Origin of the sequence: Pseudomonas sp. CFBP13509, from assembly GCF_005233485.1 — a bacterium.
Lineage (GTDB): Bacteria > Pseudomonadota > Gammaproteobacteria > Pseudomonadales > Pseudomonadaceae > Aquipseudomonas > Aquipseudomonas marginalis.
Genome location: NZ_QGAA01000027.1, coordinates 1 through 25,870, shown reverse-complemented (window position 1 = coordinate 25,870; position 25,870 = coordinate 1). Strand labels below are relative to the sequence as shown.

The following is a 25,870-nucleotide window of genomic DNA, read 5'->3' as shown; positions in this document are numbered from 1 at the left end:
ATGGAACCGTTGTTTGCCAGGAAAACACCAACCCGCTCACGAGCGGATATCACAGTTGTTGTACTGGGACTCGTCGCTACCTTGCTCGCGGTATGGGTTGTATCCAGTCATCAAGGTTCATGGCCAGGATACAACGAGATGGTGACGGCCCTCCCCCAACCCGTAGCGTGGTTACGGTGGGTAGTGGGGGATATAAGCGAAGTTGCCTTTTACAAGCATGAACTCGCGTCATTGGGCCTATTGAGTGGTGCCTATCTGGCATGGTGGGCAAACAAACGTGGCAAAGCCTGGCAGGGTTTTTCCATTTGCTATGGCACCGGATTGTGGCCTTGGGTGGTGACCAGTTCGTTGATCGGGCTGTTGCTGAGCAACCTGCTGTGGGGTTGGAGCGTTACCGCCGAAACCTGGCAGCCTACGTTTGCGGCGTTTGTTTCATTGCCAGCAGCGATGGTGCTTATGTTTGGCAGCGGTTGGAAGGTCGCCCTCAATGGTGCAGTGCTGGGAGCTTTACTGGTTACTCCACTGTGCTTGTTGATCGTCAATCTGGGGTGTGTGCCACTGGGTTTACCAGCCGTGGTCGGTAATGTGCTGGGCATGGCTATCGGAAGCGTCATCGCATTTGCACTGTGTCGTCGGGTGCCCTCGCTGGTGCGTTCGGACTCTATCGCTCCAGACCGACCGATACCTGTTACCCCGCCCAGTTACGGAGTGTTCTGGAGCCTGCGCCGAGTGCTGGCGGACTTTTCCGAAGCACCCTTTTTTGGAAATGAGCTCGCCAGTCTCGGACTGTTGGCAGGCGTGTTGCTTGCCTATGCCCTCAACCCCATGAGCCCGGCTTATGGCTCTGGCCTGCTTTTGCACATGGTGGGAGCGCAGGCACTGACGTCGGCTTTTGGCGTAGTGATCTGGCGCCATCAATGGATAAAGCGGGGTTGGTATCCCACCTATGTACCGTTGGTATCAGTGGTGCCGGCAGCAGTGTTGACCCACGGTGGCAGTTGGATGGTGGTGACTTCAAGTGCATTGCTGGGCGCACTGATCGCACCGCCGTTGGCCTGTGCAATTGCGGCGAGACTGCCTGCCCATTTTCATCCGTACATTGGCAATGTAGTTTCAATGGCCTTGAGTACGTTGATGATTGTGCCGATCGTAGGTTGGCTGGCAACTTGAAAGGTGTGGTTAGGGGAACCCCCTAACCACCTTTGAACACAACAATCAATCAAGCCAACGGTATCCGACGCATCGTCTGCGCCATTCGCCCCACAAAGAAACTCAACGCCGCACGGGACAGCTGCTTGGGCGTCACTTCACGGTTTTTCTGCTCGGCCTGTTGCTTCAACTGCTCATCCTCGCGCAAAGGCACCAGGCCACCTGGTGCATTCGCACCCCACGCCGCGCAATTGCCCTGCACTATCCTGACACCGGGCTGTCGTACTTTCATGCGTCTAAAACCCGGAGAAACCATGACCCAGGATGTCCTCGCCAAAGAAACCAACCGCCGCCAGCTGCAGCAGATCATCTCCGGGCTGTCCGATGGGATCATCCTTGTAGAGGTGGACCAGACCATCCTCTGGGCCAATGAAGCCGCGCTGACCATGCACGGGGTGGATGACGTCGCGGCACTGGGCAGCAATGCCCGGGAATACGCCGAACGCTTCGCCCTGCGCTATCGCAATAATCATCCCTTGCCCCTGGAGAACTACCCCCTCGCCCGCGCGGCGGCAGGCGATGAATTCAGTGACGTGGTAGTGGAGGTCATGCCCACCGCCGACGAAGAAAAAACCTGGGTGCACCGCCTGCGCAGCCTGGTCATCAGCGATTCCCATGGCACGCCTGAATTGCTGGTGCTGATCCTCAGCGACGCCACCGAATGGGCCAGCGCCGAACAGCGCTTCGAAAAAACCTTCAACGCCAACCCGGCGCCGGCGGTGATCTGCCGCCTCAGCGACCTGCGCTATATCAAAGTGAACCAGGGCTTCCTGGAGATGACCGGCTACACCCGCGACCAGGTGATCGGCCGCTCAGTGTATGAACTGGACGTGCTGGAGCATGCCGAACGCAGGGAGCTGGCCGTTCAGCGCCTGGGGGAAGGCGCGACCATCCCGCAGATGCAGGCCGAGCTGAAACTGCCCGGAGGCGGCAGCAAACTGGTGATCGTCGCCGGCCAGCCGCTGGACATGAACGAGGAAGACTGCATGCTGTTTTCCTTCACCGACCTGGAGCCACGCCGCAAGGCCGAGATCGCCCTGCGCCAGAGTGAAGAGCGCTTCGCCAAGTCGTTTCGCCTGACGCCGGTGCCCACCTTGGTGTGCAACGCCGCCAACCGGCAGGTGGTGGATGTCAACGAAGCGTTCATGACCATTACCGGGTACACCAGCGAAGAGCTGATCGGTAAATCCATCGAAGACATCAACTTCATCGACAGCCAGGAGGCAGCCGCCCAGTTGTTCGCCACCCTGGAGAAAGCCGGCAACCTCGATGGCCAGGACCTCAAGGTGCGCAAGAAAGGCAACGAGGTCATCGACTGCGTGGTCTCGGCGGACACGGTGACCATTCAGGATGTCCCCTGCTACCTGCTGGTGATGATGAACATCACCGAACGCAAGCGCTCGGAACTGGAGTTGGTGGCGGCCATCGAGGAAGTGATGCAGGACGCGTCCTGGTTCAGCCAGACCCTGATCGAGAAACTGGCCAATGCCAAGAGCGTCAACAGCCCCAACCTGCCGAACGTGGCCTTTACCGACCTGACCGCCCGCGAGCGCGATGTACTCGGCCTGATCTGCGAGGGCCTGGCCGACAAGGAGATCGCCTCACGCCTGAAATTGGCGCCCAACACGGTGCGTAACCATGTGGCCACGGTGTACTCGAAACTGGGGGTGCATAGCCGTAGTGCAGCGATTGTCTGGGCCCGTGAACGCGGGCTGTTTGCCGGTGAACTGCGGGTCAAGAAAACCCGATAAAAGTGCAAATGCACTAGTGCGGCTAGTGCGAATTCGCCTTATCCCGCGCAGTCCCAATCCCTAACCTTCAGGGTGTGAGTACAGGGCTTTCAACCTGTGCCGTCGTAAAACGACACCCTGAAGGAACCCACATGTTTACGCTCTCTCAACTGCGAAATTGCATCGAAGAAGGCCTCGCGCCGCTGACATGCGAGTTCACCCTGTGCCGGGATGCGTCGCTGACCCTCAAAGTCTACGACGCCGACACCGGCCGGGTGGACCTGGTGGTGACGGGGATCAGCACCAACCGGCTGCAGACCCCGCAAGACGTGGAAAAGATGGTGGAAGAACTGCGCTACGAACTGCAAAGCAACAACATGGGCAAGGTCACGCTGGAAGACGCGCCTTCAACGACGAACCAATGAAATAGAACACCCCGCCCGCGACGATGAATGCCCCCAGCATGTAGAACATGTAGTGGGCCGGCAGGCTGGCCAGCACCAGCCCGCACAACACCGGCCCCAGCGCCGCCCCCAGGTTGGACAGGTTCTGTGCGCCGTAGTACATGCCCCGCAGGTGGTCCGGGGCGATCCGGTCGATAAACATGTATTCGGCCGGGAACACGATGATTTCCCCCACGGTAAATACTGCCATCGCCAGCACCCACCACAGCACGCTGGTGGACAGCGCAAAACCAATCAAGCCCAGCATGAACATGCCCAGGCCGGCGATCAGCCATTGGCTGAGGTAACGGTGGGAAATACGTCGACCAATCACGTACTGCAAGGCGATCACCAGCACGGCGTTGGTGGTGAGCACGGCACTGATGACGGTGTAGGTGTATTCAGCACTGGTGGTGGTGACCAGGTACTGCGAGAGGTAGGCGGTGAACTGGCCGAACACCACGGCGCTGAGCACACCCCCAAGGGTGAAGCACACCAGGCGATGGTCACGCAGCAGCACGCGGCCGACGGCCAGGAACGGCACCGGCTTTTGCGTCACATCGATGGTCGCCAGGGTGCGATCGCCCCAGCGCCAGTACAGCAGGAAAAAACCCGCCCCCAACAACGCCGACAGGATGAACGGCAGGCTGATGTCCAGCTTGGCCACCATCGCCCCAAAGAACGGCCCCGCGGCATAGCCGATATTGGTCAGCGTGTACTTGATGGAAAACACTTCGCTGCGCGCATCTTCCGGCAACAAGCTGGCAAAACCGGCCTTTACCGCAATATCGATGACCGCGTAGGCCAGGTTGATCAGGATCAGGCAGCTGTAGAACGCCCAGATGTTCTGCGCCAGCACCGTACCGATAAAACCCAGCCCAAACAGCACGCTCAACCCCAGCAACAGTCGATAACTGTTGATGCGGTCGACCAGAAAACCGCCATATACGCTGAGCAGCGAGCCAAGGATCAACGAGCTGCCGATCACCAGCCCAACCTGGGTGATATCGAGGGCAAATTGGCGGGTGAGGTAGATCACCAGGTAGGGAAAGGTAATCGCCTTGGCCAGCGTCAGCAGCAACGTGGCGGACAACAGCAGGTTCACGGCGCGGGGGTAGTTTCTTATTGTGGCAAGCATCCTGCTCTCTTTCGTCTAAGGTAACGCGGTCTTGATGGCCGGTTACCTTAACGCAAGAGCGAGGAAAAAACGCGGGTCATTTCTTGACGGGCGTGATCTCCAGGATGGTGCCGTTGGTGGTTTTGAGCAGCACGAACCTGTCGCCCACACGGGCCCACTGGCTGTCGGCTTCAGGCTGCTTGAGACCGCGTTTCTTCCAGTCGCTGACCGCCGACTCCTTGCGCATCAGGATGTCCGGGGCACGGTCGCCTTCTTTCAAATCACGGGTATTGATGTTCGAAGGCTGCACGGTTTCCTGGGGAGTGTCGCCGGCCTGCACGACAAAGCTGGCGGTGGACAGGCTGGCGGCGACCAGGGCACAGGCAGCGAGGGTTTTGGACTTCATGGGTGCTCCTTCAATGAATGATGCGTACCCAGGTTCCGACCGCAGGCGCATGAAATCATTCAGCCTGTTGAACCTTGATCCCCTGTGATGAGCATAGGTATCTACACAACTTTTCAGACCCTGACAAATCTCCCTGTGGTGAGCGGGCTTACGCGTGCCCCCATTGCCCTTATGAAATTAATCCTGTAATTTTTCATGAAATTATTAGATATAAATTTCATGAACCAGCAAGAAGAACTCGACGCCCTGGCGATCCTGATCCACGACCTGCGCAAGTACAAGAAGCTTACCCTCGCCCAACTCGCACAGAAGATCGAGCGTTCGGTGGGCTTCCTGTCCCAGGTGGAACGGGGTTTGTCGCGTCCGACCGTGGCGGATCTCACCGCCATCAGCCATGCCCTCGACGTGCCCACCACCTATTTCTACAGCCTGTCCAAACCCAAGGCCGTGAGCTGGGTCACCCGCCCCAACGAACGTCGTACGGTGTACTACGCCAACGGCATCACCGACATCCTGGTGTCCCCCAGCATGAATGGCGCCTTCTCGATGCTCGACAGCCTGCTGGCACCCGGCGCCAACAGCGGTGAACAGACCATGAGCGACCGCGCCGAGCAGGCCGGATTTGTACTGGAAGGCGAATTGACGCTGTGGGTAGAGGGCGAGGCCGATTCGGTCACCCTCGGCCCCGGTGACAGCTTCCACCTGGCCAGTTTCGCCCACTGCCGCTACGCCAACCTCACCGACCTGCCCGCCCGCGTGCTGTGGGTTTACAACTAGGAGCAACACCCGTGAAAAGCCAAGCCTCCACGTTACTGGCCGAAGTACGGACCTTTCGCCAGAACCATCCCGACGTGCGCTATGTCGACCTGATCGCCCTGGACATCCCCGGGCATTTCTACGGCAAGCGCTACCCCATCGAGATGCTGGAAAAGGTCGCCGCCGGCAGCCCCTTGAAGCTGCCGCAGAACGCCGTGCTGCTGGGGGTTCAGGGCGGGCTGTTCAAGATCGGCGACTACTGCTTCCACGATGGCGACCCGGACGCCAACCGCCGCCTGGTACCGGGCACGCTCAAGCCGGTGAGCTGGGAGTCGCAGCCGCTGGGACAGATGTTGATAACCTCGGACGGAACCGAGGCGCCGATCGAATTCGAACCTCGCGAAGTCCTGGCCAAGGTGCTGGAGCGCCTGCACCACAAAGGCATTCACCCGGTGGTGGCCTTCGAACTGGAGTTCTACCTGTTCGACAAAAAACTCGACAACGGCCTGCCGCAATTCGCCCGCGACCCGCTCAGCGATGACACCGACGACCAGCCCAACCTGCATATCGAACGGCTGTCGCGCTTCAGCGAGGTGCTGGACGACATGGCGCAGACCGCCAAGGACCAGGGCATCGACATCACGGTGATCACCGCCGAACTCGGCCCCGGCCAGTTCGAGATCAATTTCGGCCACCTCGACGACGGCCTGCGCGCCGCCGACTGGGCAGCCCTGTTCTGTCGCAGCACCCGCGGCGTGGCGCTGAAACACGGCTACCGCGCCAGTTTCATGGCCAAGCCTTACCTGCAATTTCCCGGCAGCGGCATGCATGTGCATGTCAGCCTGTACGACGGTGCGGGCAACAATGTGCTCGCGACGCACCAGCAGCAACCCCTGCGCCATGCCGTGGCCGGTTGCCTGGAATTGCTGCCCCACTGCATGCCGATCTTCTCGCCCAACCACAATGCCTTCCGCCGCCTGGGCGGTACGGTCAACGCGGCCACCCGCGCCTGCTGGGGGTTTGAAGACCGCGATGCGTGCGTGCGCATCCCCGACTCCGACCCGCGCAACCTGAGGATCGAACATCGCCTGGCCAGTGCCGACGCCAACCCGTACCTGGTGCTGGCGGCGATCCTGGTCGGCCTTGAACATGGCCTTGCAGCCGGGCGAGAACCTATCGCGCCACTGAACGAGGACCGCAGCAGCGGCACCGACTTCCCCGTGGAAATGCTCGATGCCGTGCGCGCCATGCAGCATCAGCCGGTATTGCGCGATAAGCTGGGCGCCGAATTTGTCGACGTGTACTGCGAGAACAAACGCCAGGATCACCTGGCCTTTCAACAAGAAATCCATGCGCGGGAATACCGCTGGTTTCTCTAACGACGGAATAACCGATGACCGACCAAAGCGCCCCGGCCCTCAAGGAAATCTTCAACCTCGAACGCCTGCAACACATCGCCAGCGAGATGACCGCGGTGTACCCGGCGTTCGACGCCAAGGGGTTTCTCAAGCATGCCAAGGCCGGGCTCGCCGAGTTATCGGTGATGCAGCGTATGGCGCGGGTCAGCGAAAGCCTGCACGCGGTGATCCCGCTGGACTATGCCCAGACCCTCAAGCTGCTCTACGCCCTGGCCCCGCGCCTGAACAGCGGGTTTGTCAGCCTGTGCCTGCCGCACTACGTGGCGAGCTACGGCCTGGATGACTTCAAACGCTCCATGGCCGCGCTCAAATACTTCACCCCCTTTGGCTCGGCTGAGTTCGCCATAAGACCCTTCTTGCTCCACGACTTCGAACGCACCTTGGCGGTCATGCAAACCTGGTCGCGGGATGACAACGATCACGTGCGCCGCCTCGCCAGCGAAGGCTCGCGCCCGCGCCTGCCGTGGTCGTTTCGCCTGGCCAAGGTGCAGGCCAACCCCGAGCTGTGCGCGCCGATCCTCGATAACCTCAAGGCCGACAACAGCCTCTACGTACGCAAATCCGTGGCCAACCACCTCAACGACATCACCAAGGACCACCCGGATTGGGTGCTCAGCCTGATCGAAGGCTGGAACCTGGATAACCCGCACACCGCCTGGATCGCCCGCCATGCGCTGCGCAGCCTGATCAAGCAGGGCAACACCCGCGCGCTGACGATCATGGGCGCAGGCGCCAAGGCCGAAGTGAAGCTCCATCACCTGAGCGTGACGCCGGCGGTGATCACCCTGGGCGAGCGGATCAACCTGTCATTCAGCCTGGAATCCACCGCTGCCACTGCACAGAAACTGGTGGTGGACTATGCCATCGACTACGTCAAAAGCGCCGGGCACAGCGCGACCAAGGTGTTCAAGCTCAAGGCGTTTACGCTGGGCGCGGGTGAGCGGCAGAGCATCCGCCGCGAGCAGCATATTCGCGCGTTGACCACGCGCAAGCACTATCCCGGCAGGCATGCGGTGCATGTGCTGGTGAATGGAGAGCGATTGGGCAGTGCCGAATTCGAATTGAGGGATTAATCCGATTCAACCAACACCACAGATCAATGCGGGAGGGTTTCTTCAGCTGGATTCGCCGAGCAACAGTGGCTGCTCCCGCGCGCACAATTCCACCACGTAGTCCCACAACACCCGCAGCCGCACCGACTTGTGCAGTTCCCGCCGCGAGCTGATCCAGTAGCTGCGCTGGATCCCCTCCCCCGGCAGCAACGGCACCAGTTCCGGGTCGCCCGACGCCATGAAGCACGGCAGCACCGCAATCCCCAAACCGGAGCGTGCGGCCTGGTGTTGGGCGATGACGCTGGTGCTGTGGAACACTACCTTGGGATTGCGGCAGAAGCTGCTGAGGAACTTCAATTCCTGGCTGAACAGCAGGTCGTCGACGTAATCGATCCATGAATGGGCAGCGAGGTCTTCGCGCTTTTCAATCGGTGGGGTGCGCGACAGGTAGGCGCGGCTGGCATAGAGCGCCAGGCGGTAATCGGTGAGTTTGCGTGTGACCAATTGATCGACGCTGGGGCGTTCGAGGTGGATGCTGATTTCCGCCTCGCGGTTGAGGATGCTGACGAAACGCGGCACGGCGAGCAGTTCCACTTCCAGGCCGGGATAACGTTCGAACAGCCCGCCCATGCGGCCGGCGAGGAACATCACCCCCAACCCTTCGGCCACCCCGAGGCGGATCTTGCCCAGGGGCGCAGCGGAGTGGGTCAATTCGTCCTCGGCCAACAGCGCGACGTTTTCCATGGCTTCGGCGTGTTTGAGCAGGGCTTCGCCGGCGGGGGTCAGTTCGTAGCCCTGGGCGTGCTGCACGAACAGCGCGGTGCCGAGGCTCTTCTCGATGGCCTCGATATGCCGGGCCACCGTGGCGTGCGTGGTTTTCAGGCGCTGCGCGGCGGTGAGCAGGCGGCCGCTGCGCTGCAACTCCAGAAAATACCGCAGGTCATTCCAGTCGAACATGTCGCCTCCATTGCATGGCCTGGATAGCGCTGTTTAAAAACGCACAGCAGCTGGGTAAAAACTAACATTTTTAAGACGAAAACTAACAACTAGGATGGAGCCAATAAGAAAAACAAGCGAGACCTCAGATGCCCATTGCAGCTGCGCAATACGATTATGTGGTAGTAGGTGCCGGCCCCGCAGGCTGCCTGCTCGCCAATCGACTGTCCGCCAACCCCGCCCACCGCGTGCTGCTGCTTGAAGCCGGTGGCCGCGACAACTACCCCTGGATCCATATCCCCGTCGGCTACCTGTTCTGCATCGGTAACCCGCGCACCGACTGGTGCTTCAAGACCGAAGCACAGGAAGGCCTGCAAGGCCGTGCGCTGAGCTACCCACGGGGCAAGGTGCTCGGCGGCTGCTCGTCCATCAACGGCATGATCTACATGCGCGGCCAGGCCCAGGACTACGACGGCTGGGCGGCGGCAGGCAACGACGGCTGGGCCTGGAAAGACGTGCTGCCACTGTTCAAGCAGAGCGAAAACCATTTTGCCGGCAGCTCGGAATTCCACAGTGACGGCGGCGAGTGGCGAGTCGAACAGCAGCGGCTGCATTGGCCGATCCTGGACGCCTTTCGGGACGCCGCGGCGCAAAGCGGCATTGCCACGATCAGCGACTTCAACCAGGGCGATAACGAAGGCTGCGGCTACTTCCAGGTCAACCAGAAGGCCGGGGTACGCTGGAACGCGGCCAAGGCGTTTCTCAAGCCGATCCGCCAGCGGCCCAATCTCACCGTGCTGACCGAGGTCGAGGTAGACCGCGTGGTCCTGGAAAACGGCCGTGCCTCGGCGGTGATCGGGCGTCAAAACGGCCAGCCAGTGAGCTGGAAGGCCCGCAAGGAAATCGTGCTGTGCGCCGGCTCCGTGGGCTCGCCGGGCATCCTGCAACGCTCGGGGATCGGCCCGTCCAGCGTGCTCAAGCCGCTGGGCATCGATGTGCGGCATGAACTGCCGGGCGTCGGCGGCAACCTGCAGGATCACCTGCAGCTGCGGCTGATCTACAAGCTGGAAAACGCCCGCACCCTGAACCAGATCGCCGGTACCGTATGGGGCAAGATGGGCATGGGCCTGCGCTACCTGTATGACCGCAGCGGCCCGCTGTCGATGGCGCCCAGCCAGCTCGGCGCGTTTGCCCGCTCGGGCCCGGAACAGACCTCGGCCAACCTTGAATACCACGTACAGCCGCTGTCCCTGGAGCGCTTTGGCGAACCGCTGCATGGGTTCCCGGCGTTTACCGCCTCGGTCTGCGACCTGCGCCCGCAAAGCCGTGGCCGCATCGATATCCGCTCGGCCAACCCGGCGGATGCGCCGCTGATCCGGCCCAACTACCTCAGCCACCCGGAGGACCTGCGGGTGGCCGCCGACGCGATTCGCCTGACCCGACGCATCGTCGCCGCACCGGCCCTGAGCCAGTTCAAGCCGGTGGAATACCTGCCCGGCGACGCGCTGCAAACCGAAGAGCAACTGCACGAAGCGGCCGCGCGTATCGGCACGACGATCTTCCATCCAGTCGGCACCTGTCGCATGGGCAGCGATAAAGACGCGGTGGTCGACGCCCAGTTGCGCGTACATGGTGTGCCCGGCCTGCGTATCGCCGATGCCTCGGTCATGCCGCGCATTACCTCCGGCAATACCTGTTCACCGACGCTGATGATCGCGGAAAAAGCCGCGCAGCTGATCCTTTCGCCGAACACTGTAGGAGCGAGCTTGCTCGCGAAAAACGCAAAAGCGCCGCTGCCCTCCGGGTTTCCCGCGTAATTGTTGACAACGTTCGCGAGCAAGCTCGCTCCTGCAAGGAACTGAGAAATAGCGGCGCTGAGCCTGGCGCCGACAGTGGAACAACAATAAATAATCACTGTGAGGGCTTCCCGATGTCAGAACATGCTCAAACCCTGGGCTCGGCCACCAACGCGAGCACCGGTAACGAATCAAGAAAAGTCATCTTCGCCTCGTCCCTGGGGACGGTGTTCGAGTGGTATGACTTTTTCCTCTACGGCGCCCTGGCGGCGGTGATCAGCAAGCAGTTCTTTGCCGGGGTCAACGACACCACGGCGTTTATCTTTGCCTTGATGGCCTTCGCGGCCGGCTTTGTGGTGCGCCCGTTCGGCGCGCTGGTGTTCGGCCGCCTGGGCGACATGATCGGGCGCAAGTACACGTTCCTGGTGACCATCATCCTGATGGGCATGGCGACCTTCTGCGTCGGCCTGCTGCCAACCTACGCCAGCATCGGCATCGCGGCGCCGATCATCCTGATCGTGCTGCGCATGCTGCAAGGCCTGGCATTGGGCGGCGAGTACGGCGGTGCGGCCACCTATGTGGCCGAGCATGCGCCGGCCGGCAAACGCGGCCTCAACACCAGCTGGATTCAATCCACCGCGACCCTCGGTTTGCTGCTGTCGTTGCTGGTGGTGCTGGCATGCCGGTACTTCACCGGCGATCAGTTCGAAGTCTGGGGCTGGCGTATTCCGTTCCTGTTTTCCATTGTGCTGCTGGGTATTTCCACCTGGATCCGCATGAGCCTGCACGAGTCGCCGGCATTCCTGAAAATGAAAGAGGAAGGCAAGGCCAGCAAGGCGCCGATCCGTGAGTCCTTCGGTAAATGGGAAAACCTCAAGGTGGTGCTGATCGCGCTGTTCAGCATCAACGGTGGGCAAGCGGTAACGTTCTACGCGTCGCAGTTCTATGTGCTGTTTTTCCTCACGCAGTTCCTGAAGATGGACCCGGCCCTGGCCAATATGCTGCTGATCATCAGCGTGGTGATTGGCGCGCCGTTCTTCGTCTTCTTTGGCTGGCTGTCGGACAAGGTCGGGCGCAAGCCGGTGCTGATGCTCGGCCTGCTGCTGGCCACCGCGCTGTACTTCCCGATCTTCAAGGGCCTGGCGCACTACACCAACCCGGCGATGGACCAGGCCAGCCGCCAGGCACCGATCACCGTGCTGGCCGACCCGGCCACCTGTACCTTCCAGTTCGATCCGGTAGGCAAGGCGAAATTTGACAGCCCGTGCGACAAGGTCAAGACCTTCCTGGTCAAACAAGGCCTGCCGTACAGCAGTGCCGCCGCCCCGGCCGGCAGCCCGGTGCAGGTCAGCGTGGGTGAAGTGCGCATCGACGGCTTCGACGAGGCAGCGCTGCGCGGTGCAGTGGCCCTGGCCGGCTACCCGACTTCTGCGGATGTGGCGCAGGTCAACAAGGTGATGGTGGTGGTGCTGATCGTGGTGCTGATCCTGATCGCCGCCATGTGCTACGGCCCGCTGGCGGCGCTGATGGTGGAGCTGTTTCCGACACGTATCCGCTACACCTCGATGTCCCTGCCCTACCACATCGGTAACGGCTGGTTTGGCGGCTTCCTGCCGACCGTGTCGTTTGCGCTGGTGGTGTACACCGGGGATATCTTCTATGGCTTGTGGTACCCGGTGGTGGTGACGGGGGTGAGCCTAATTGTCGGATTGTTTTGCCTTAAAGAAACGCGGCATGTGGATCTCGACAACAATTAAACCGATCGCCTGAACACAGGAGATCCCTTGTGGGAGGGGGCTTGCTCCCGATAGCGGTGGTTCAGTCACAGTTGCGTTGACTGATATGGCGCTATCGGGAGCAAGCCCCCTCCCACATTTATTTCCGCAACGCTTACACGAATTGCTGTACATCCATACAGATAATAGTTGCTCAAATTCCTCTGACTGAGCATCCTGCAAAGCATCAACCCGATCTGATGTGATGACCATGCGGCTGTACCTCTGTGAAAAACCCTCCCAGGCCAAGGACATCGCGGCCGTGCTCGGCGCCAGTCGCCGTGGCGACGGTTGCTGGTTGGGCAATGGGGTCACCGTCACCTGGTGCATCGGCCACCTGCTGGAAACCGCCCCGCCCGACGCCTACGACGCCAAATACAAACGCTGGGTGCTGGCCGACCTGCCGATCGTCCCGGAAAAATGGAAGATGCTGGTCAAGCCCAAGACCGCCAGCCAGTTCAAGGCCGTCAAGCGCCTGCTGGGGGAAGCCCAGGAACTGGTGATCGCCACCGACGCCGACCGTGAAGGCGAGATGATCGCCCGCGAACTGGTCGAGCATTGCCGCTATCGCGGGCCGATCCAGCGGTTATGGCTGTCGGCACTGGACGATGCCTCCATCCGCAAGGCCCTGGCGGCGCTCAAGCCCGGCGCCGAAACCTTCAGCCTGTACCACTCGGCCCTGGGCCGCTCCCGCGCCGACTGGCTGATCGGCATGAACATGAGTCGCCTGTTTACCCTGCTGGGGCGTCAGTCCGGCTATCAGGGCGTGCTGCCGGTGGGCCGGGTGCAAACACCGACCTTGCGCCTGGTGGTGGACCGCGACCGCAGCATCGCCGACTTCGTGCCCGTGGCGTACTGGGCCATTGATGTGGACCTGCGCCACCAATCCATCACGTTTACCGCACAATGGCGCGCGACCGAGGATGCCTGTGACGACCAGGGCCGCTGCCTTGACCCGCAGTTGGCCCGGGACGCTGCCGACGCCATGAGCAACGCCGCCAGCGCACGCCTGATCAAGCTGCGCACCGAACGCATGCGCGAGGTGGCCCCCCTGCCCTTCGACCTCGGCACCCTGCAGGAAATTTGCTCGAAGAAGCTCGGCCTCGGTGCCCAGGAAACCCTGGATATCGCCCAATCCCTCTACGAAACCCACAAGGTCATCACCTACCCCCGCAGTGACTGTGGTTACCTACCATTGAGCCAGCACAGCGAGGCGCCGAAGATTCTCGCCGCATTGGGCCGTGCGGATGCAGCAGTCAATGAGCTGATGCCGCATATCGATCCCCAGCGCCGCTCACGGGCGTGGAACGATGCCAAGGTCAGTGCGCACCACGGCATCATTCCCACCGGCGCCGGCAAGGACGTCGGCCAACTCACCGGCAAGCACCGTGCGGTCTACACCTTGATTCGCGCGCGCTACCTGGCGCAGTTCCTGCCCAACCATGAATACGATCGCACCCAGGCGGATTTCGACTGTGCGGGCCAGGCGTTGCGTGCGGTGGGCAAAGTGGTGATCGAACCGGGCTGGAAACGTGCCTTGCCCGAAGCCCTGGCACCGGCAAAGGGCCGTGAAGCACCGGCCCCCCAGGCCTTGCCGACACTGGTGCAGGGTCAGGATTACGCGGTAGCCAAGGTCAACCTCAAGGACCTGTGGACCCAACCACCCAAGCCCTTTACCGAAGGTGACCTGATCAAGGCGATGAAAAACGTCGCCAAGCTGGTGGAAGACCCGCTGCTCAAGCAAAAGCTCAAGGACACCACCGGCATCGGCACCGAAGCCACTCGCGCGGGGATTATCCAGGGGTTGCTCGACCGGGGTTACCTGGTGAAGAACGGCAAGGCGCTGTCGGCCACCCCGGCAGCCTTCAGCCTGATCGACGCGGTACCCCGCGCCATTGCCGACCCCGGCACCACCGCGATCTGGGAGCAGGCGCTGGACATGGTGCAAAGCGGTGAGATGAGCCTGGAAGAATTCGTCGCCAAGCAGGCGGCGTGGATGAGCAAGCAAGTGGCGCGTTGCAACGGCATGCGCATGACCATCAGCGGGCCGGCCAGCCCGCAGGGCCGAGGTGCTGCGCCGTGGAAAAAGAAGCGCAAGGCGGCCCCTCGCAAGACCGCCACTGGCCCAGAGCGCGCCAGGAAACCGAAAAAAACCGGGTGAAAGGCGAAAAAAACCGGCGAATGACGTTTTTCGACGGGTTTAACGCCGCATTGGACCTTGCCCCGGCGAGTGCCGTCTAGGATTCTGTAGGGGATAACAACAACACCGGAGTGGCCGCCATGAAAACCGTCGCACAATTGCTCAAAGCCAAGGACCAGAAAAACCAGGACGTCCACACCATCCAATGGGACCACACTGTGTTTGAGGCGCTGGTGCGGATGTCGGAGAAAAACGTCGGCGCCTTGCCGGTGGTCAAGGAAGGCACGGTGGTGGGGATCATCAGCGAACGCGATTACGCACGCAAAATAATGCTCAAGGGCCTATCGTCAGTCACTACAAAGGTCCATGAGGTCATGAGCTCGCCGGTGATAACCGTCGATACCCATAAAAGTGTCGAAGCGTGCATGAACATCATGACCGACAGTCACCTGCGCCACCTGCCGGTGGTCGAAGACGGCAAACTGCTGGGCCTGCTCTCCATCGGTGACCTGGTCAAGGAAGCCATCGCCGAACAGGCAGACCTGATCAAGCAGTTGGAGCAGTACATCCGCGGCGAATAGGGGACCCCATGCTCGATACCCTGGAACATCAACAGGACCACCTCGACACCCTGCACCGCGCCATGGCCGAACGGCGCTTCCTGGTATTGACCGGTGCGGGCATCAGCACGTCGTCGGGAATCCCCGACTACCGCGACAGCGAAGGCGTGCGCCGGGGCAAGGCGCCGATGATGTACCAGGAGTTCCTCGCCACTGCCCAGGCGCGGCGGCGCTATTGGGCACGGGCGATGCTGGGGTGGCCGAGGGTACGTATCGCCCAGCCGAACAACGCTCACCGGGCACTGGCGACCTTGCAACAACGCCAGCACATCAGCGGCCTGATCACGCAAAACGTCGACACTTTGCATGACCAGGCCGGTAGCCATGACGTGATTGAATTGCACGGCAGCCTGCACCGGGTGCTGTGCCTGGATTGCCAGTTGCACAGCACGCGCGACCTGATCCAGCGCCAGATGGAAATCGATAACCCGTACCTGGCGCAAGTCCATGCGGTACAGGCGCCTGATGGTGACACCCTGCTTGATCCCGCGTTTGAAGAGCGCTTCCAGGTCCCCCGCTGCCCCCATTGCCAGGGTGAGCGACTGAAACCGGACGTGGTGTTTTTTGGCGAGAACGTCGCACCGGCGACGGCAGCCAGGGCGATGGCGGCGGTAGCCCATGCCGAGGGGCTGCTGGTGGTAGGTTCATCGCTGATGGCTTACTCCGCATTTCGCCTGTGCAAGGCAATGGTCGAACAGGGCAAACCGGTGATCGCCATCAACCTGGGCAAGACCCGGGGTGATGAGTTGTTGCAGGTAAAGATCGAAACCTCGTGCGAACAGCTTCTGCCCTTGTTGGCAGACCGCCTGCAGTCAACCCCTCCTCAGCCATAGCGACCGTCCAGCGCAAAAAATGACGCTCGAGTCACGCATTTGCCGTATCTCCCCATAGCCACGACGAATTATGTAGTGATCAAAAATAATCACTACATAACCGTTGACGTAACCTTTTTGTCCTTGCATGATCTAGACGTCTCCCGGATCGGGAGCGTTGGTAGCAAGCGTTTTGAACAAGCTCGTCTGACCGCCGAGCTGTTTTTTCCGGATGTGCACTGCCCACAAGGCAGATTGATGAAGCTGACCGACCCGAAAGGATCGGTACAAGGCGCTCAAATGCGGCTTGTCTTCGTTATGAAACCATTGCGTAGCAGTTCATCAGCAAGACTACATGCATCAGGTTCAAGACCCTGCCCGTATTCGGCAGACCGTCACTGACGCCCGGTTTTCCAAGCCGGAGACAACTAAGCAGTTTTAACGGAATCAACTGATAGATCGCCAACTGGTCAAGGGGCTTACACATGAATCTGAACAACCAACCAACTATCGATGAATTGGCTGAGATGTTCGCAGCGCAGAAAGACACACTCGACGACCATATCCTGTGGATTGGCAAATCGGGCGAAGTGCAAATCGACTGCCTGGCGCCCCACACCGAAGAAGCCGAGTTCGACCGCAATAACCGTGAACTGGCGGCGCGCCTGAAGATGTACCGCCGTGGCCAGGGTTATGTCGGCAAGAAGGCCGCGGCCGATCGCAACTTTATCGAGCAAGTATTCCACACACTTAATACCGAATGGCAGAACCTCAAAGGCCAATCGCACGTTAAAGTGATTGATAGATACTGCTGATAACAGTGCCACTTTAAATTTAAGCCCGCTGGTTTATTCGAGCGGGCTTTTTAATAGCTGTTTTATAACACCGCCGGAAACCTGCCCTTCCCCGCCTCATCGCGAAAAATATCAAACAACACCTGCGCCGCCGCCGACAGTTCATGCCCAGGCTTGGTCAGCACGCCAATCGGCCGCTCGATCACCGGATCGGTCAAGGTGATGCAATGCGCGCCCGCCTCCTGCATCTGCTGCGCACACAAGGCCGGTACGGCGCTGACACCCAGGCCGCTGGCGACCATCTTGCCCACGGTTGCCAATTGATGGCTTTCCAAGGCCACCGGCAGCTTCATCTTCAAGGCCCCCAGGTGCTCCTCCAGCATCACCCGCACCGTGGAAGGCCGCTGCAACGTGATGAACGGGTGCTCCAGCAAGGTTTTCCAGTCGACCTCGGCACACTGTGCCAGCAGTGAATCACCGGGCACCACCGCAATGAAGCGGTCCAGGTACAACGGCGTAAAGGCCAGCGACGAGCCTTCCGAGGGTTCAAACGCGACGCCCAGTTCCACATGGCGGTCGCGAACCATCTCCAGCACTTGCTCATTGATCAAGTCATGCACCGTCACGTTCACCTGAGGGTAACGGGCGCGGAATATCTTCAGGATCGGCGGCAGCAGGTTGCCGGCAAACGACGGCATCGCCGCCACGGTCACCCGCCCGCGTTGCAGGGTGAACAGCTGACGTAGTTCGTCTTCGGCATTGTCCCAATCGGCCATCAGCCGACGGGCCAGGGGCAGCAGGGATTCGCCCTCGGGCGTGAGGGCCACGTTGCGCGTATTGCGGCTGAACAAGCGCCCGCCCAGCCCTTCCTCCAAGCCCTTGATGGTCAGGCTCAACGCCGATTGAGAAAGGTGCAGGCGCTCGCAGGCGGCGGCAAAACTCAGGCTTTGGGCCACGGCCAGAAAGGCACGCATCTGTTTAACGGTCATGACGCTACTCCGGGCGGCGGGTTGACTATGCTGTTTTCTAAATCAATCAACCTTAAAAAACAACTTAACAAATCAATCCGTCGGCGCAACACTCGATTCATTGGCTGGCCCACAAACAATAAAAGAGGTGCATATGGCAGGTTTCGATAAACGCGTGGCGTCCTACGAGGAAGCACTGGCAGGCCTGGAAGACGGCATGACCGTGCTCTCCGGTGGTTTCGGTCTGTGCGGCATTCCGGAAAACCTCATCAATGAGATCAAGCGCAAAGGCACCCGTGACCTCACCGTGGTTTCCAATAACTGCGGCGTCGACGGCTTTGGCCTGGGCGTGCTGCTGGAAGAAAAGCAGATCAGCAAGGTGATCGCTTCCTACGTCGGTGAGAACGCCCTGTTCGAGAAGCAGTTGCTCAGCGGCGAAATCGAAGTGGTCCTCACCCCCCAAGGCACCCTGGCGGAAAAAATGCGCGCAGGCGGCGCCGGTATCCCCGCCTTCTTCACCGCCACCGGCGTCGGTACTCCGGTGGCCGAAGGCAAGGAAACCCGCGAATTCAACGGTCGCCCGTACCTGATGGAAGAATCCATCACCGGCGACTTCGCCATCGTCAAAGGCTGGAAAGCCGACCACTTCGGCAACGTCATCTATCGCCACACCGCCCAGAACTTCAACCCGCTGGCCGCCACCGCTGGCAAGATCACCGTGGTCGAAGTCGAGGAAATCGTCGAACCGGGCGAGCTGGACCCGGCGCAGATCCACACCCCTGGCATCTACGTCGACCGGATCATCTGCGGCACGTTCGAGAAGCGCATCGAACAGCGCACCGTGCGCAAATAATCCGCCTCCAGCCCGAACAATAAGGACTCATAAAAATGGCTCTTACCCGCGAACAAATGGCTCAACGCGTCGCCCGCGAAATGCAGGACGGTTTCTACGTCAACCTGGGCATCGGCATTCCGACCCTGGTGGCCAACTACATCCCCGAAGGCATGGAAGTCATGCTGCAGTCGGAAAACGGCCTGCTCGGCATGGGTCCGTTTCCTACCGAAGACACCATCGATGCCGACATGATCAACGCCGGCAAACAGACCGTGACGGCGCGCATCGGCGCCTCGATCTTCTCCTCCGCCGAATCCTTCGCGATGATTCGCGGCGGCCACGTCGACCTCACCGTGCTCGGCGCCTTTGAAGTGGACGTACACGGCAACATCGCCTCGTGGATGATCCCCGGCAAACTGGTCAAGGGCATGGGCGGCGCCATGGACCTGGTGGCCGGTGCGGAAAACATCATCGTGATCATGACCCACGCCTCCAAGGACGGTGAGTCCAAGTTGCTCAGCCAATGCAGCCTGCCGCTGACCGGCGCCAACTGCATCAAGCGCGTACTGACGGACCTGGCGTACCTGGAAATCGAAAATGGCGCTTTTGTCCTCAAGGAACGCGCACCTGGCGTCAGCGTTGAAGAGATTGTGAGCAAGACCGCCGGTAAACTGATCGTCCCGGACCACGTTCCAGAAATGCACTTCCAGTGAGGACAGATTCCATGCAAGACGTCGTGATTGTTGCTGCCACCCGCACCGCCGTGGGCAGCTTTCAAGGTTCGCTGGCCACCATTCCGGCACCGGAGCTGGGCGCCGCCGTGATCCGTCGCCTGCTGGAGCAGACCGGCCTGGACCCGGCCGAAGTGGATGAAGTCATCCTCGGCCAGGTACTCACCGCGGGTTCCGGCCAGAACCCCGCACGCCAGGCCTCGATCCTCGCCGGCCTGCCCCACGCCGTGCCGAGCCTGACCCTGAACAAGGTCTGCGGCTCAGGCCTGAAGGCCCTGCACCTGGGCGCCCAGGCCATCCGTTGCGGTGACGCCGAGGTCATCATCGCCGGCGGCATGGAGAACATGAGCCTGGCACCCTACGTACTGCCTGCTGCGCGCACGGGCTTGCGCATGGGCCACGCCAAGATGATCGACAGCATGATCACCGACGGCCTCTGGGATGCGTTCAACGACTATCACATGGGCATCACCGCCGAGAACCTCGTGGACAAATACGGCATCAGCCGTGAAGCCCAGGATGCTTTCGCCGCCGCGTCCCAGCAGAAAGCCACCGCCGCCATCGAGGCCGGGCGTTTTGTCGATGAGATCACGCCGATCCTGATTCCCCAGCGCAAGGGCGACCCGATTGCCTTCGCCGTCGATGAGCAACCTCGCGCCGGCACCACCGCCGAATCCCTGGCCAAGCTCAAGCCGGCGTTCAAGAAAGACGGCAGCGTCACCGCCGGTAATGCTTCCAGCCTGAATGACGGCGCCGCTGCGGTGCTGCTGATGAGTGCCGACAAGGCCAAGGCCCTCGGCTTGCCGGTATTGGCCCGTATCGCCAGTTACGCCAACGCGGGCGTCGACCCGGCGATCATGGGCATCGGCCCGGTCTCGGCCACCCGCCGCTGCCTGGACAAAGCCGGTTGGAGCTTGGGCGACCTGGACCTGATCGAAGCCAACGAAGCCTTTGCCGCGCAATCCCTGGCGGTAGGCAAAGAGCTGGAGTGGGATGCGGACAAGGTCAACGTCAACGGCGGCGCCATCGCCATCGGCCACCCCATCGGCGCTTCAGGCTGCCGCGTGCTGGTCACCCTGCTGCACGAAATGATCAGGCGCGATGCCAGGAAAGGTCTGGCGACCCTGTGCATCGGTGGCGGCCAGGGCGTAGCCCTGGCCCTCGAACGCAACTGATAAACGAGCAACACGGAAAAGGCCCGGCTCCACGAAAAGCCAGGCCTTTTCTTTATGCGGTTTCCCTGAACAAACACAGTCCAAATGTGTGGGGGCTTGCCCCCGATGAGCATAGGTATCTACACAACTTTGTCTAAACGCTGCCTCCCCCGGTAGAAAGGGCTGTTGTGGCGAGCGGGCTTGTCCCGCGTTGGGCTGCGAAGCAGCCCCAAAACCAGCCTCTACAGAGTGTCTGATACACCGCGTTCTTCTTTAGGCGCACGGTAATCCACTCCGCGACCACCATCAGCCTTGCAAATCCTGCACGATACTTTGCGTTAATTCGCCGGACCCGCTTTAATCGCCGCCAATGTCCCCCCCACATCTCAAGGAACTGCAATGCGCCATCCGGACGGCCCCCTTCAATCGCTTCGCGCGCCCCTGTTGATCCTGTTGGCCGGCCTGGCCCTGGTCGGCTGTTCACCCAAGGACCACTCCCGCGCCACGGTGATCAATGGCGAACAAGGTCGGGCCGGTGCGCAACTGGCCTATGAGCACGAACTGACCCTGGCCCTGCCCGGCGCCCTGCTCGCGCCGCGCATGCAGGCCACCCGTGAGGCCTGTGAATCGGCGCGGTTTGGCGCGTGCAATATCCTTGGCATCACCGAAGACAGCAACGGCGGCGAGATCATCCTGCGGATCGCACCTAGCGGCGTCGAACCGATGGTCACCCTGGCCGCTGAGGGCGGCAAACTCGGCCAGCGCATCACCACCGCCGAAGACCTGGCCGACGCGGTCGCCGATATACGTCGCCGCCAGGATCGCCTGCAAGCCCAGCAACAGCGCCTCGATGAACTGGCCAAGCGCAAGGACATCAGCGTCAGCGACCTGATTGCCCTGAGCAAGGAGCAGGCGGGCATTGAAAACGAACTGCAGGAACTCGCCCAGGTTGCCGCCGGCCAGCAACGTCGCCTGGATACCAACCGCGTCACCCTCAACTTCCGCTCTGCCGACGGCGCGAACCAACCGTCACGCTTCAGCCGGATGTTCAGCAACCTGGGCACTAACCTGGTGGACGGCACCGCAGACGCCCTGGAACGCGCCAGCTATGTGCTGCCGTTCGTGATCCTGGCGTTTCCGGTGGTGTGGTTGTGGGTGTGGCTGTGGCGCAAATTTGTCCGGCGCCGCAGCTGATCAGCGCTTCATGCAGCGCTGGTACCGCTCATCCACGCGCTTGGCAAACCACGCCGTGGTCAGGTTGCGGGTGATCTTCGGGCTTTTGAGCACGATGCCCGGCAGGATCGCACGGGGCATCGGCTTGCCGGCAGCCTGGTCGGCCAGGGCAAACACGCGCTTGTAGAGGGTGGTGTCTTCAAAATCCAACTGTTCGCCCTGTTCCAGCTGGCTGCGAATGCTGGGATTGCGCATGTCCAGCTTCGCGCCCAATGAGCGCACCGCCAGTTCGGTGGTGCCTGGCAGCAATGAGCCGTAGCGAATCAAATCCCCGTCCAGCGCCAACTCAGTGCCCGACGCGCGGCTGACCGCCGCCTGGAACGCCGCATTCCGGCTGGCGTACCAACCCGCATTGAAGTCGGCAAAGCGATACAACGGCTGGTCATAGCTCACCGGATAGCCGAGCAAATGGGCGATACCGAAGTACATGCCGCCGCGCCGGGTGAAGACTTCCCGACGAATCGTGCCATCCAACGTGTAGGGATAACCCCGCGCCTGTTTCTGGGCGAAGTCGATACTGACCTGCATGGGACCGGCGGTGTGCACCGGATTGAAACCGCCAAACAGGGTGTTGCCCAGGGGCACCACGCTGATGAAGTCATCGAAGATGCCACTCAGGTCCTTCTCCGTGCGCGCGGCACTCAAACGGTCGGCATAGGACTTGCCGGTGGGCGAGCGCAGCTGCAGGGCGCTGCGCACCACAAAAGCGGGCACATGCACCTTGGCGGCACGGCGCAGGATTTCATCCTGGGCGATCTTGCCCATGTTGGGCACGGGCGGGTCGACCTGATAGGTGGATTCCTGCTCGGTCACCGCCAATACGGCACAGATATTCTCGGTACTGGGGTAGATCTTTTGAGTGTCAAAGGCGGTGTAGATGTCCTGGGCCCAGCCGTTGCGGTCTGGAACCTTCGCCGGGAGCAAACGCACGATCTCGGCCTTCACCTCGGCTTCGCTGCGCGCTGGTTGCTGCGGACCGCGTGACGTGGAACAGCCGGCCAGCACCACCAATGAGGTGAGGCAGAGGATCAGGCAGCGTGGGGACATGGGGCTTCCTTGAGGACGATGGGCCAGGCGTTGCGGATATGGACCGGTAAGTCTAACGCGGGTTCGACGATTCGCCTTCTCGCCAGCCGCGGCCGAACGTGACAGGATCTGTCATTCCACATTCGTACACGGAGTTTGAATGCCATGCTCAGCCTGAACTTCCTCGTCACCTGCCTGATTGTCGTACTGATCCCCGGCACCGGCGTGATCTTTACCGTGTCCACAGGCCTCACCGCTGGCAAGCGCGCCAGTGTGTTCGCCGCGCTGGGTTGTACGGCCGGTATCCTCCCGCACTTGCTGGCATCCGTGCTCGGCCTTTCCGCACTGCTGCATACCAGCGCGCTGGCTTTCGAAGTCCTGAAATACGCTGGCGTCGCCTATCTACTGTATCTGGCATACGCCACCTGGCGTGATCGCTCGGCCTTCGCCATGAATGACGCACCGGCAGTCGCCACCGCGTGCAGTTTGATGCTGCGCGGTTTCCTGCTGAATATTCTCAACCCCAAACTGACCATTTTCTTCCTGGCCTTCCTGCCACAGTTCATCACGCCCGGCAGCACGGCAGCCGCCGTGCAAATGCTGGTGCTGAGCGCGGTGTTCATGGCAATGACATTTGCGGTGTTTGTGATCTACGGCCTGCTGGCCAACGGGTTTCGCCGCGCGGTAATCGAGTCGCCACGGGTGCAGAACTGGCTGCGCCGCAGTTTTGCGGCGGCGTTTGCAGGGCTGGGGTTGAACCTGGCGTTCGCGCAGCGCTGAAGGCTTTTTGATACGTCGCCCAAAAGGGACGATAGCCGCTGAAAGCTCCCACGTAACGGCAAGATAAGCTCTACAGCCCCAGCCTGAAAACCGCTGCAAAGTCCCTCGCCTGAATACACAGTGCGAGGGATTGCAGATGGTGGTTTTCGTTAAAGCCCTGGTTGAAGGGGCTGCCTCTTGAACCCGGCCATCGGCAGGCTGGCCCTGGCCCCGATGGATGTGAAGACGGTCGACGTTGAAAGCGTCTTCCGTGACTTTCGCGAATGCCTGAATACGTTCGATGACTGGGCGCAAAGCTTCTGGCGCTTCTCGGCGCTGGAGGTCGAGCAGGTCTTCAAGGTCGGCGATGAGGTGGCGCTGGTTGCGCCGATCAATCGCTCAATCATCCCCAGCAGCACCGTCGCCACGTGCCCGGCCAATGGCACCCTGACGCTGGTGCATATGTTCCAAAGCACGCGCTTCGTGCCCATCGGCGACACGCCGGTGATGCTGCAGCGCGTCGATCCCAATGGCGGCCCCTTGGGCGAGCCGATCCACAAGACCATCGGCCCCAGCGGCCTCCTCGAAATCACCGAGTGTGATCGCAACCAGCCGTACCGAATCAGTTTCTACCCCAACGTTTCCAGGGATCACGTCAAGGCGCTGTATGGGTCTTATCAGTCGGTGATCGCGGGGTTGGAGGCTCGCCTGCGTGAAGAGTGGACCCGCACTTTCCAGGATCAGTGGAAAGACTATGCCGAAGCCAAGCCCCTTGATCGGCGCCGAATGCTGGAAGCAGCGTTTTTCAGCGGCCTTGGAAAAGCCCTCTTCAATTTGTGGGACAACGTTACGCAGCTGTATGACCTGCTGGCGGATCTCAAGCCCAACAGCGAAAAGCTGTTGGCCTACCTCTCCCAGGCCGAACTTGATGAACTGCTGAAGCTCGGCAACGACACGATTGCCAATGGTTTGCTGGTGCTCAGCGATGAGCCGCTGTTGTTTATCTACCTGTCGGCGATGGTCAGTTGGATGCGCCTGCTGCCACCGCCGCAGATGACTGAACTGTGGGGTGAGATCACTGGCGAGGTCCTGATCAATCTGCTGTTGATTCGTGTATTGGGTGCGATGGGGGTGGTGGCGCGGCTGGGGGCTCAAGTGCTGAGCGCTATCAAATCCAAGCGCGCGCGGGAGTTGTTGGAGTTGCTGGCCAAGCAGCTTGTAAAGCCGGGGTTGGAGCCGCATGCCGAAGCGCTGAAGCCTTTGCTGCTCGGTGGCCCCGCGACAGCGATCAAGGCTGTACCGGTTGCGCCNATCCGAACGGGGATGCGACGGCATCTTCGGATAAGACCGTCACCAACGGCTGCCCGGTGTCGATGGTGACCGGCGAGGAATTGCTCACCCTCACCGATGGCACGTTGGATGGGATTTTGCCGTTCGAGTGGACACGGTTATATCGCACCAGTGCGGTGGAAGTGGATGTCGGGTTGGGGTTTGGCTGGAGTCATTCGCTGGCGCATCGGCTTGCGGTGTCGGGCGATTCGGTGGTGTGGACGGACCATGAGAATCGCTCGATTGGGTTTCCACTGCCGACTGTTGCTCGACCCGCCATCACCAATAGCCTCGCGGAAGCCGCGATCTATTTAGGTACGTCACCGGATGAGTTGGTGTTGGCCCAGGCGTCGCGATTTTATCACTTTCGCGACGGTGTGCTGGTCTCGATCAGCGACGCGTACGACAACCGGCTGCGGATTTCTCGGGATTATTTGGGGCGGATTGAGCGGCTGGATAACGGTGCGGGGGGTGCGCTGTTTTTGCGTTACTCGTCCGGTCGCATCGTGGCTGTGGATTATCAGGTTCAGCGGGCCAAGGGGTATGAGCCTTACGAATGGGTGACGGAGCAGAACGTCGTTTCCTACGCCTACGACGACGCTGGCCGACTGGTCTCGGCGACCAATGCGGTAGGTGAAAGCGAGGTTTATCGCTACGACGATCAGCACGTCATTCTTGAACGTGGACTGGCCGGTGGGGCGAGTTTCTTTTGGGAATGGGAACGGCCGGGCAAGGCTGCGCGATGTGTCCGGCATTGGGCCAGTTTTTCCCAGATGGATACGCGGTATGCCTGGGGAGATGACGGCCGTGTCACGCTGCATAACGCCGATG

General features: G+C 61.0%; 24 protein-coding genes and 1 pseudogene. 19 read left to right on the top strand and 6 right to left on the bottom strand.

The genetic code is table 11. The features are described from left to right. Positions 1 to 1,170, top strand: a complete 1,170-nt coding sequence (locus tag PspCFBP13509_RS28885) for a hypothetical protein (RefSeq protein ID WP_178084563.1) — start codon at positions 1 to 3, stop codon at positions 1,168 to 1,170. A gap of 49 nt (positions 1,171 to 1,219) precedes the next feature. On the opposite strand, the gene PspCFBP13509_RS31450 is transcribed toward PspCFBP13509_RS28885, so the two are convergent. After that, positions 1,220 to 1,441: a hypothetical protein gene (locus tag PspCFBP13509_RS31450; protein ID WP_137213029.1), complete on the bottom strand. Its 222-nt coding sequence runs from the start codon at positions 1,439 to 1,441 to the stop codon at positions 1,220 to 1,222. A 22-nt stretch (positions 1,442 to 1,463) separates the two neighbouring features. Here PspCFBP13509_RS31450 and PspCFBP13509_RS28875 point away from each other — a divergent pair, with 22 nt between their 5' ends. Further along, on the top strand, positions 1,464 to 2,960 hold the full coding sequence (locus PspCFBP13509_RS28875; RefSeq protein WP_065947543.1) for a PAS domain S-box protein: 1,497 nt from the start codon (positions 1,464 to 1,466) through the stop codon (positions 2,958 to 2,960). 131 nt (positions 2,961 to 3,091) lie between these two features. Continuing rightward, the gene (locus PspCFBP13509_RS28870) at positions 3,092 to 3,364 is read left to right on the top strand and encodes a DUF1652 domain-containing protein (RefSeq protein ID WP_027603187.1); all 273 of its coding nucleotides are present in this window, start codon (positions 3,092 to 3,094) and stop codon (positions 3,362 to 3,364) included. Here PspCFBP13509_RS28870 and PspCFBP13509_RS28865 read toward each other — a convergent pair. Together PspCFBP13509_RS28865 and PspCFBP13509_RS28860 are read right to left on the bottom strand one after the other, a co-directional pair. Then, the gene (locus PspCFBP13509_RS28865; RefSeq protein WP_027603186.1) at positions 3,327 to 4,520 is read right to left on the bottom strand and encodes an MFS transporter; all 1,194 of its coding nucleotides are present in this window, start codon (positions 4,518 to 4,520) and stop codon (positions 3,327 to 3,329) included. The two genes, PspCFBP13509_RS28870 and PspCFBP13509_RS28865, sit on opposite strands and share 38 nt — an antisense overlap. Positions 4,521 to 4,596: 76 nt before the next feature. After that, positions 4,597 to 4,905, bottom strand: coding sequence for an RcnB family protein (locus PspCFBP13509_RS28860; RefSeq protein WP_065927807.1), 309 nt, complete (start codon positions 4,903 to 4,905; stop codon positions 4,597 to 4,599). Positions 4,906 to 5,124: 219 nt separating this feature from the next. Here PspCFBP13509_RS28860 and PspCFBP13509_RS28855 point away from each other — a divergent pair, with 219 nt between their 5' ends. The 3 genes from PspCFBP13509_RS28855 to PspCFBP13509_RS28845 are packed head-to-tail and all read left to right on the top strand — an operon-like array spanning position 5,125 to position 8,152. Then, positions 5,125 to 5,682 (top strand): helix-turn-helix domain-containing protein, encoded by a 558-nt coding sequence (locus PspCFBP13509_RS28855; protein ID WP_027603184.1) that lies wholly within the window; start codon positions 5,125 to 5,127, stop codon positions 5,680 to 5,682. An 11-nt stretch (positions 5,683 to 5,693) separates the two neighbouring features. Then, positions 5,694 to 7,040 carry a glutamine synthetase family protein gene (locus tag PspCFBP13509_RS28850; protein ID WP_137213028.1) on the top strand — a complete coding sequence of 449 codons (1,347 nt, stop codon included), beginning with the start codon at positions 5,694 to 5,696 and terminating at the stop codon, positions 7,038 to 7,040. Positions 7,041 to 7,054: 14 nt separating this feature from the next. After that, positions 7,055 to 8,152, top strand: a complete 1,098-nt coding sequence (locus tag PspCFBP13509_RS28845; protein WP_137213027.1) for a DNA alkylation repair protein — start codon at positions 7,055 to 7,057, stop codon at positions 8,150 to 8,152. Positions 8,153 to 8,194: 42 nt separating this feature from the next. On the opposite strand, the gene PspCFBP13509_RS28840 is transcribed toward PspCFBP13509_RS28845, so the two are convergent. Continuing rightward, positions 8,195 to 9,088 (bottom strand): LysR family transcriptional regulator, encoded by an 894-nt coding sequence (locus PspCFBP13509_RS28840; protein WP_137213026.1) that lies wholly within the window; start codon positions 9,086 to 9,088, stop codon positions 8,195 to 8,197. 128 nt (positions 9,089 to 9,216) lie between these two features. On the opposite strand from PspCFBP13509_RS28840, the gene PspCFBP13509_RS28835 reads away from it, so the two are divergent. From PspCFBP13509_RS28835 to PspCFBP13509_RS28810, 6 genes are all read left to right on the top strand, one after another. Continuing rightward, the gene (locus PspCFBP13509_RS28835; protein WP_137213025.1) at positions 9,217 to 10,884 is read left to right on the top strand and encodes a GMC family oxidoreductase; all 1,668 of its coding nucleotides are present in this window, start codon (positions 9,217 to 9,219) and stop codon (positions 10,882 to 10,884) included. Positions 10,885 to 10,997: 113 nt separating this feature from the next. Next, complete coding sequence (locus tag PspCFBP13509_RS28830; protein WP_137213024.1) at positions 10,998 to 12,620, top strand: MFS transporter; 1,623 nt, start codon at positions 10,998 to 11,000, stop codon at positions 12,618 to 12,620. 229 nt (positions 12,621 to 12,849) lie between these two features. Further along, positions 12,850 to 14,799: a DNA topoisomerase III gene (locus tag PspCFBP13509_RS28825; protein ID WP_137213039.1), complete on the top strand. Its 1,950-nt coding sequence runs from the start codon at positions 12,850 to 12,852 to the stop codon at positions 14,797 to 14,799. A 119-nt stretch (positions 14,800 to 14,918) separates the two neighbouring features. Continuing rightward, positions 14,919 to 15,359, top strand: a complete 441-nt coding sequence (locus PspCFBP13509_RS28820) for a CBS domain-containing protein (protein WP_027603177.1) — start codon at positions 14,919 to 14,921, stop codon at positions 15,357 to 15,359. Positions 15,360 to 15,367: 8 nt separating this feature from the next. Further along, a complete protein-coding gene (locus PspCFBP13509_RS28815; protein WP_065927813.1) occupies positions 15,368 to 16,231 on the top strand; it encodes an NAD-dependent protein deacetylase in 864 nt (287 codons plus the stop codon). Between the two features lie 464 nt (positions 16,232 to 16,695). Further along, positions 16,696 to 17,025 carry a hypothetical protein gene (locus PspCFBP13509_RS28810; RefSeq protein ID WP_016977362.1) on the top strand — a complete coding sequence of 110 codons (330 nt, stop codon included), beginning with the start codon at positions 16,696 to 16,698 and terminating at the stop codon, positions 17,023 to 17,025. Between the two features lie 62 nt (positions 17,026 to 17,087). Here PspCFBP13509_RS28810 and PspCFBP13509_RS28805 read toward each other — a convergent pair whose 3' ends face one another. After that, positions 17,088 to 17,993 (bottom strand): LysR family transcriptional regulator, encoded by a 906-nt coding sequence (locus tag PspCFBP13509_RS28805; RefSeq protein WP_027603175.1) that lies wholly within the window; start codon positions 17,991 to 17,993, stop codon positions 17,088 to 17,090. A gap of 133 nt (positions 17,994 to 18,126) precedes the next feature. Here PspCFBP13509_RS28805 and PspCFBP13509_RS28800 point away from each other — a divergent pair, with 133 nt between their 5' ends. The 4 genes from PspCFBP13509_RS28800 to PspCFBP13509_RS28785 all read left to right on the top strand — a co-directional run bounded on the left by PspCFBP13509_RS28800 (position 18,127) and on the right by PspCFBP13509_RS28785 (position 21,886). Beyond that, entirely contained in the window at positions 18,127 to 18,825 is a 699-nt protein-coding gene (locus tag PspCFBP13509_RS28800) for a CoA transferase subunit A (protein ID WP_032886653.1), read from the top strand. 35 nt (positions 18,826 to 18,860) lie between these two features. Beyond that, on the top strand, positions 18,861 to 19,520 hold the full coding sequence (locus PspCFBP13509_RS28795) for a CoA transferase subunit B (protein ID WP_027603173.1): 660 nt from the start codon (positions 18,861 to 18,863) through the stop codon (positions 19,518 to 19,520). An 11-nt stretch (positions 19,521 to 19,531) separates the two neighbouring features. Then, positions 19,532 to 20,713 (top strand): acetyl-CoA C-acetyltransferase, encoded by a 1,182-nt coding sequence (locus PspCFBP13509_RS28790; protein WP_137213023.1) that lies wholly within the window; start codon positions 19,532 to 19,534, stop codon positions 20,711 to 20,713. A 378-nt stretch (positions 20,714 to 21,091) separates the two neighbouring features. Next, positions 21,092 to 21,886 (top strand): DUF4349 domain-containing protein, encoded by a 795-nt coding sequence (locus tag PspCFBP13509_RS28785; protein ID WP_065927818.1) that lies wholly within the window; start codon positions 21,092 to 21,094, stop codon positions 21,884 to 21,886. Here PspCFBP13509_RS28785 and PspCFBP13509_RS28780 read toward each other — a convergent pair whose 3' ends face one another. Further along, complete coding sequence (locus PspCFBP13509_RS28780; protein ID WP_137213022.1) at positions 21,887 to 22,972, bottom strand: DUF1615 domain-containing protein; 1,086 nt, start codon at positions 22,970 to 22,972, stop codon at positions 21,887 to 21,889. Between the two features lie 144 nt (positions 22,973 to 23,116). On the opposite strand from PspCFBP13509_RS28780, the gene PspCFBP13509_RS28775 reads away from it, so the two are divergent. From PspCFBP13509_RS28775 to PspCFBP13509_RS31880, 3 genes and pseudogenes are all read left to right on the top strand, one after another. After that, positions 23,117 to 23,731, top strand: a complete 615-nt coding sequence (locus PspCFBP13509_RS28775) for a LysE family translocator (protein WP_137213021.1) — start codon at positions 23,117 to 23,119, stop codon at positions 23,729 to 23,731. Positions 23,732 to 23,908: 177 nt separating this feature from the next. Further along, positions 23,909 to 25,020: pseudogene (locus tag PspCFBP13509_RS31885) on the top strand (type IV secretion protein Rhs); the annotation flags it as partial. 1 nt (position 25,021) lies between these two features. Beyond that, positions 25,022 to 25,870, top strand: an 849-nt coding sequence (locus PspCFBP13509_RS31880; RefSeq protein WP_242001110.1) for an RHS repeat domain-containing protein, incomplete at both ends; no start/stop codon positions are given.

What these genes read in the sequence shown, in the direction of transcription:
- PspCFBP13509_RS28885 (WP_178084563.1), top strand. Translation starts at nt 1, where the DNA reads ATGGAACCGTTGTTTGCCAGGAAAACACCAACCCGCTCACGAGCGGAT.
- PspCFBP13509_RS31450 (WP_137213029.1), bottom strand. Translation starts at nt 1,441, where the DNA reads ATGAAAGTACGACAGCCCGGTGTCAGGATAGTGCAGGGCAATTGCGCG.
- PspCFBP13509_RS28875 (WP_065947543.1), top strand. Translation starts at nt 1,464, where the DNA reads ATGACCCAGGATGTCCTCGCCAAAGAAACCAACCGCCGCCAGCTGCAG.
- PspCFBP13509_RS28870 (WP_027603187.1), top strand. Translation starts at nt 3,092, where the DNA reads ATGTTTACGCTCTCTCAACTGCGAAATTGCATCGAAGAAGGCCTCGCG.
- PspCFBP13509_RS28865 (WP_027603186.1), bottom strand. Translation starts at nt 4,520, where the DNA reads ATGCTTGCCACAATAAGAAACTACCCCCGCGCCGTGAACCTGCTGTTG.
- PspCFBP13509_RS28860 (WP_065927807.1), bottom strand. Translation starts at nt 4,905, where the DNA reads ATGAAGTCCAAAACCCTCGCTGCCTGTGCCCTGGTCGCCGCCAGCCTG.
- PspCFBP13509_RS28855 (WP_027603184.1), top strand. Translation starts at nt 5,125, where the DNA reads ATGAACCAGCAAGAAGAACTCGACGCCCTGGCGATCCTGATCCACGAC.
- PspCFBP13509_RS28845 (WP_137213027.1), top strand. Translation starts at nt 7,055, where the DNA reads ATGACCGACCAAAGCGCCCCGGCCCTCAAGGAAATCTTCAACCTCGAA.
- PspCFBP13509_RS28840 (WP_137213026.1), bottom strand. Translation starts at nt 9,088, where the DNA reads ATGTTCGACTGGAATGACCTGCGGTATTTTCTGGAGTTGCAGCGCAGC.
- PspCFBP13509_RS28835 (WP_137213025.1), top strand. Translation starts at nt 9,217, where the DNA reads ATGCCCATTGCAGCTGCGCAATACGATTATGTGGTAGTAGGTGCCGGC.
- PspCFBP13509_RS28830 (WP_137213024.1), top strand. Translation starts at nt 10,998, where the DNA reads ATGTCAGAACATGCTCAAACCCTGGGCTCGGCCACCAACGCGAGCACC.
- PspCFBP13509_RS28825 (WP_137213039.1), top strand. Translation starts at nt 12,850, where the DNA reads ATGCGGCTGTACCTCTGTGAAAAACCCTCCCAGGCCAAGGACATCGCG.
- PspCFBP13509_RS28820 (WP_027603177.1), top strand. Translation starts at nt 14,919, where the DNA reads ATGAAAACCGTCGCACAATTGCTCAAAGCCAAGGACCAGAAAAACCAG.
- PspCFBP13509_RS28815 (WP_065927813.1), top strand. Translation starts at nt 15,368, where the DNA reads ATGCTCGATACCCTGGAACATCAACAGGACCACCTCGACACCCTGCAC.
- PspCFBP13509_RS28810 (WP_016977362.1), top strand. Translation starts at nt 16,696, where the DNA reads ATGAATCTGAACAACCAACCAACTATCGATGAATTGGCTGAGATGTTC.
- PspCFBP13509_RS28805 (WP_027603175.1), bottom strand. Translation starts at nt 17,993, where the DNA reads ATGACCGTTAAACAGATGCGTGCCTTTCTGGCCGTGGCCCAAAGCCTG.
- PspCFBP13509_RS28800 (WP_032886653.1), top strand. Translation starts at nt 18,127, where the DNA reads ATGGCAGGTTTCGATAAACGCGTGGCGTCCTACGAGGAAGCACTGGCA.
- PspCFBP13509_RS28795 (WP_027603173.1), top strand. Translation starts at nt 18,861, where the DNA reads ATGGCTCTTACCCGCGAACAAATGGCTCAACGCGTCGCCCGCGAAATG.
- PspCFBP13509_RS28790 (WP_137213023.1), top strand. Translation starts at nt 19,532, where the DNA reads ATGCAAGACGTCGTGATTGTTGCTGCCACCCGCACCGCCGTGGGCAGC.
- PspCFBP13509_RS28785 (WP_065927818.1), top strand. Translation starts at nt 21,092, where the DNA reads ATGCGCCATCCGGACGGCCCCCTTCAATCGCTTCGCGCGCCCCTGTTG.
- PspCFBP13509_RS28780 (WP_137213022.1), bottom strand. Translation starts at nt 22,972, where the DNA reads ATGTCCCCACGCTGCCTGATCCTCTGCCTCACCTCATTGGTGGTGCTG.
- PspCFBP13509_RS28775 (WP_137213021.1), top strand. Translation starts at nt 23,117, where the DNA reads ATGCTCAGCCTGAACTTCCTCGTCACCTGCCTGATTGTCGTACTGATC.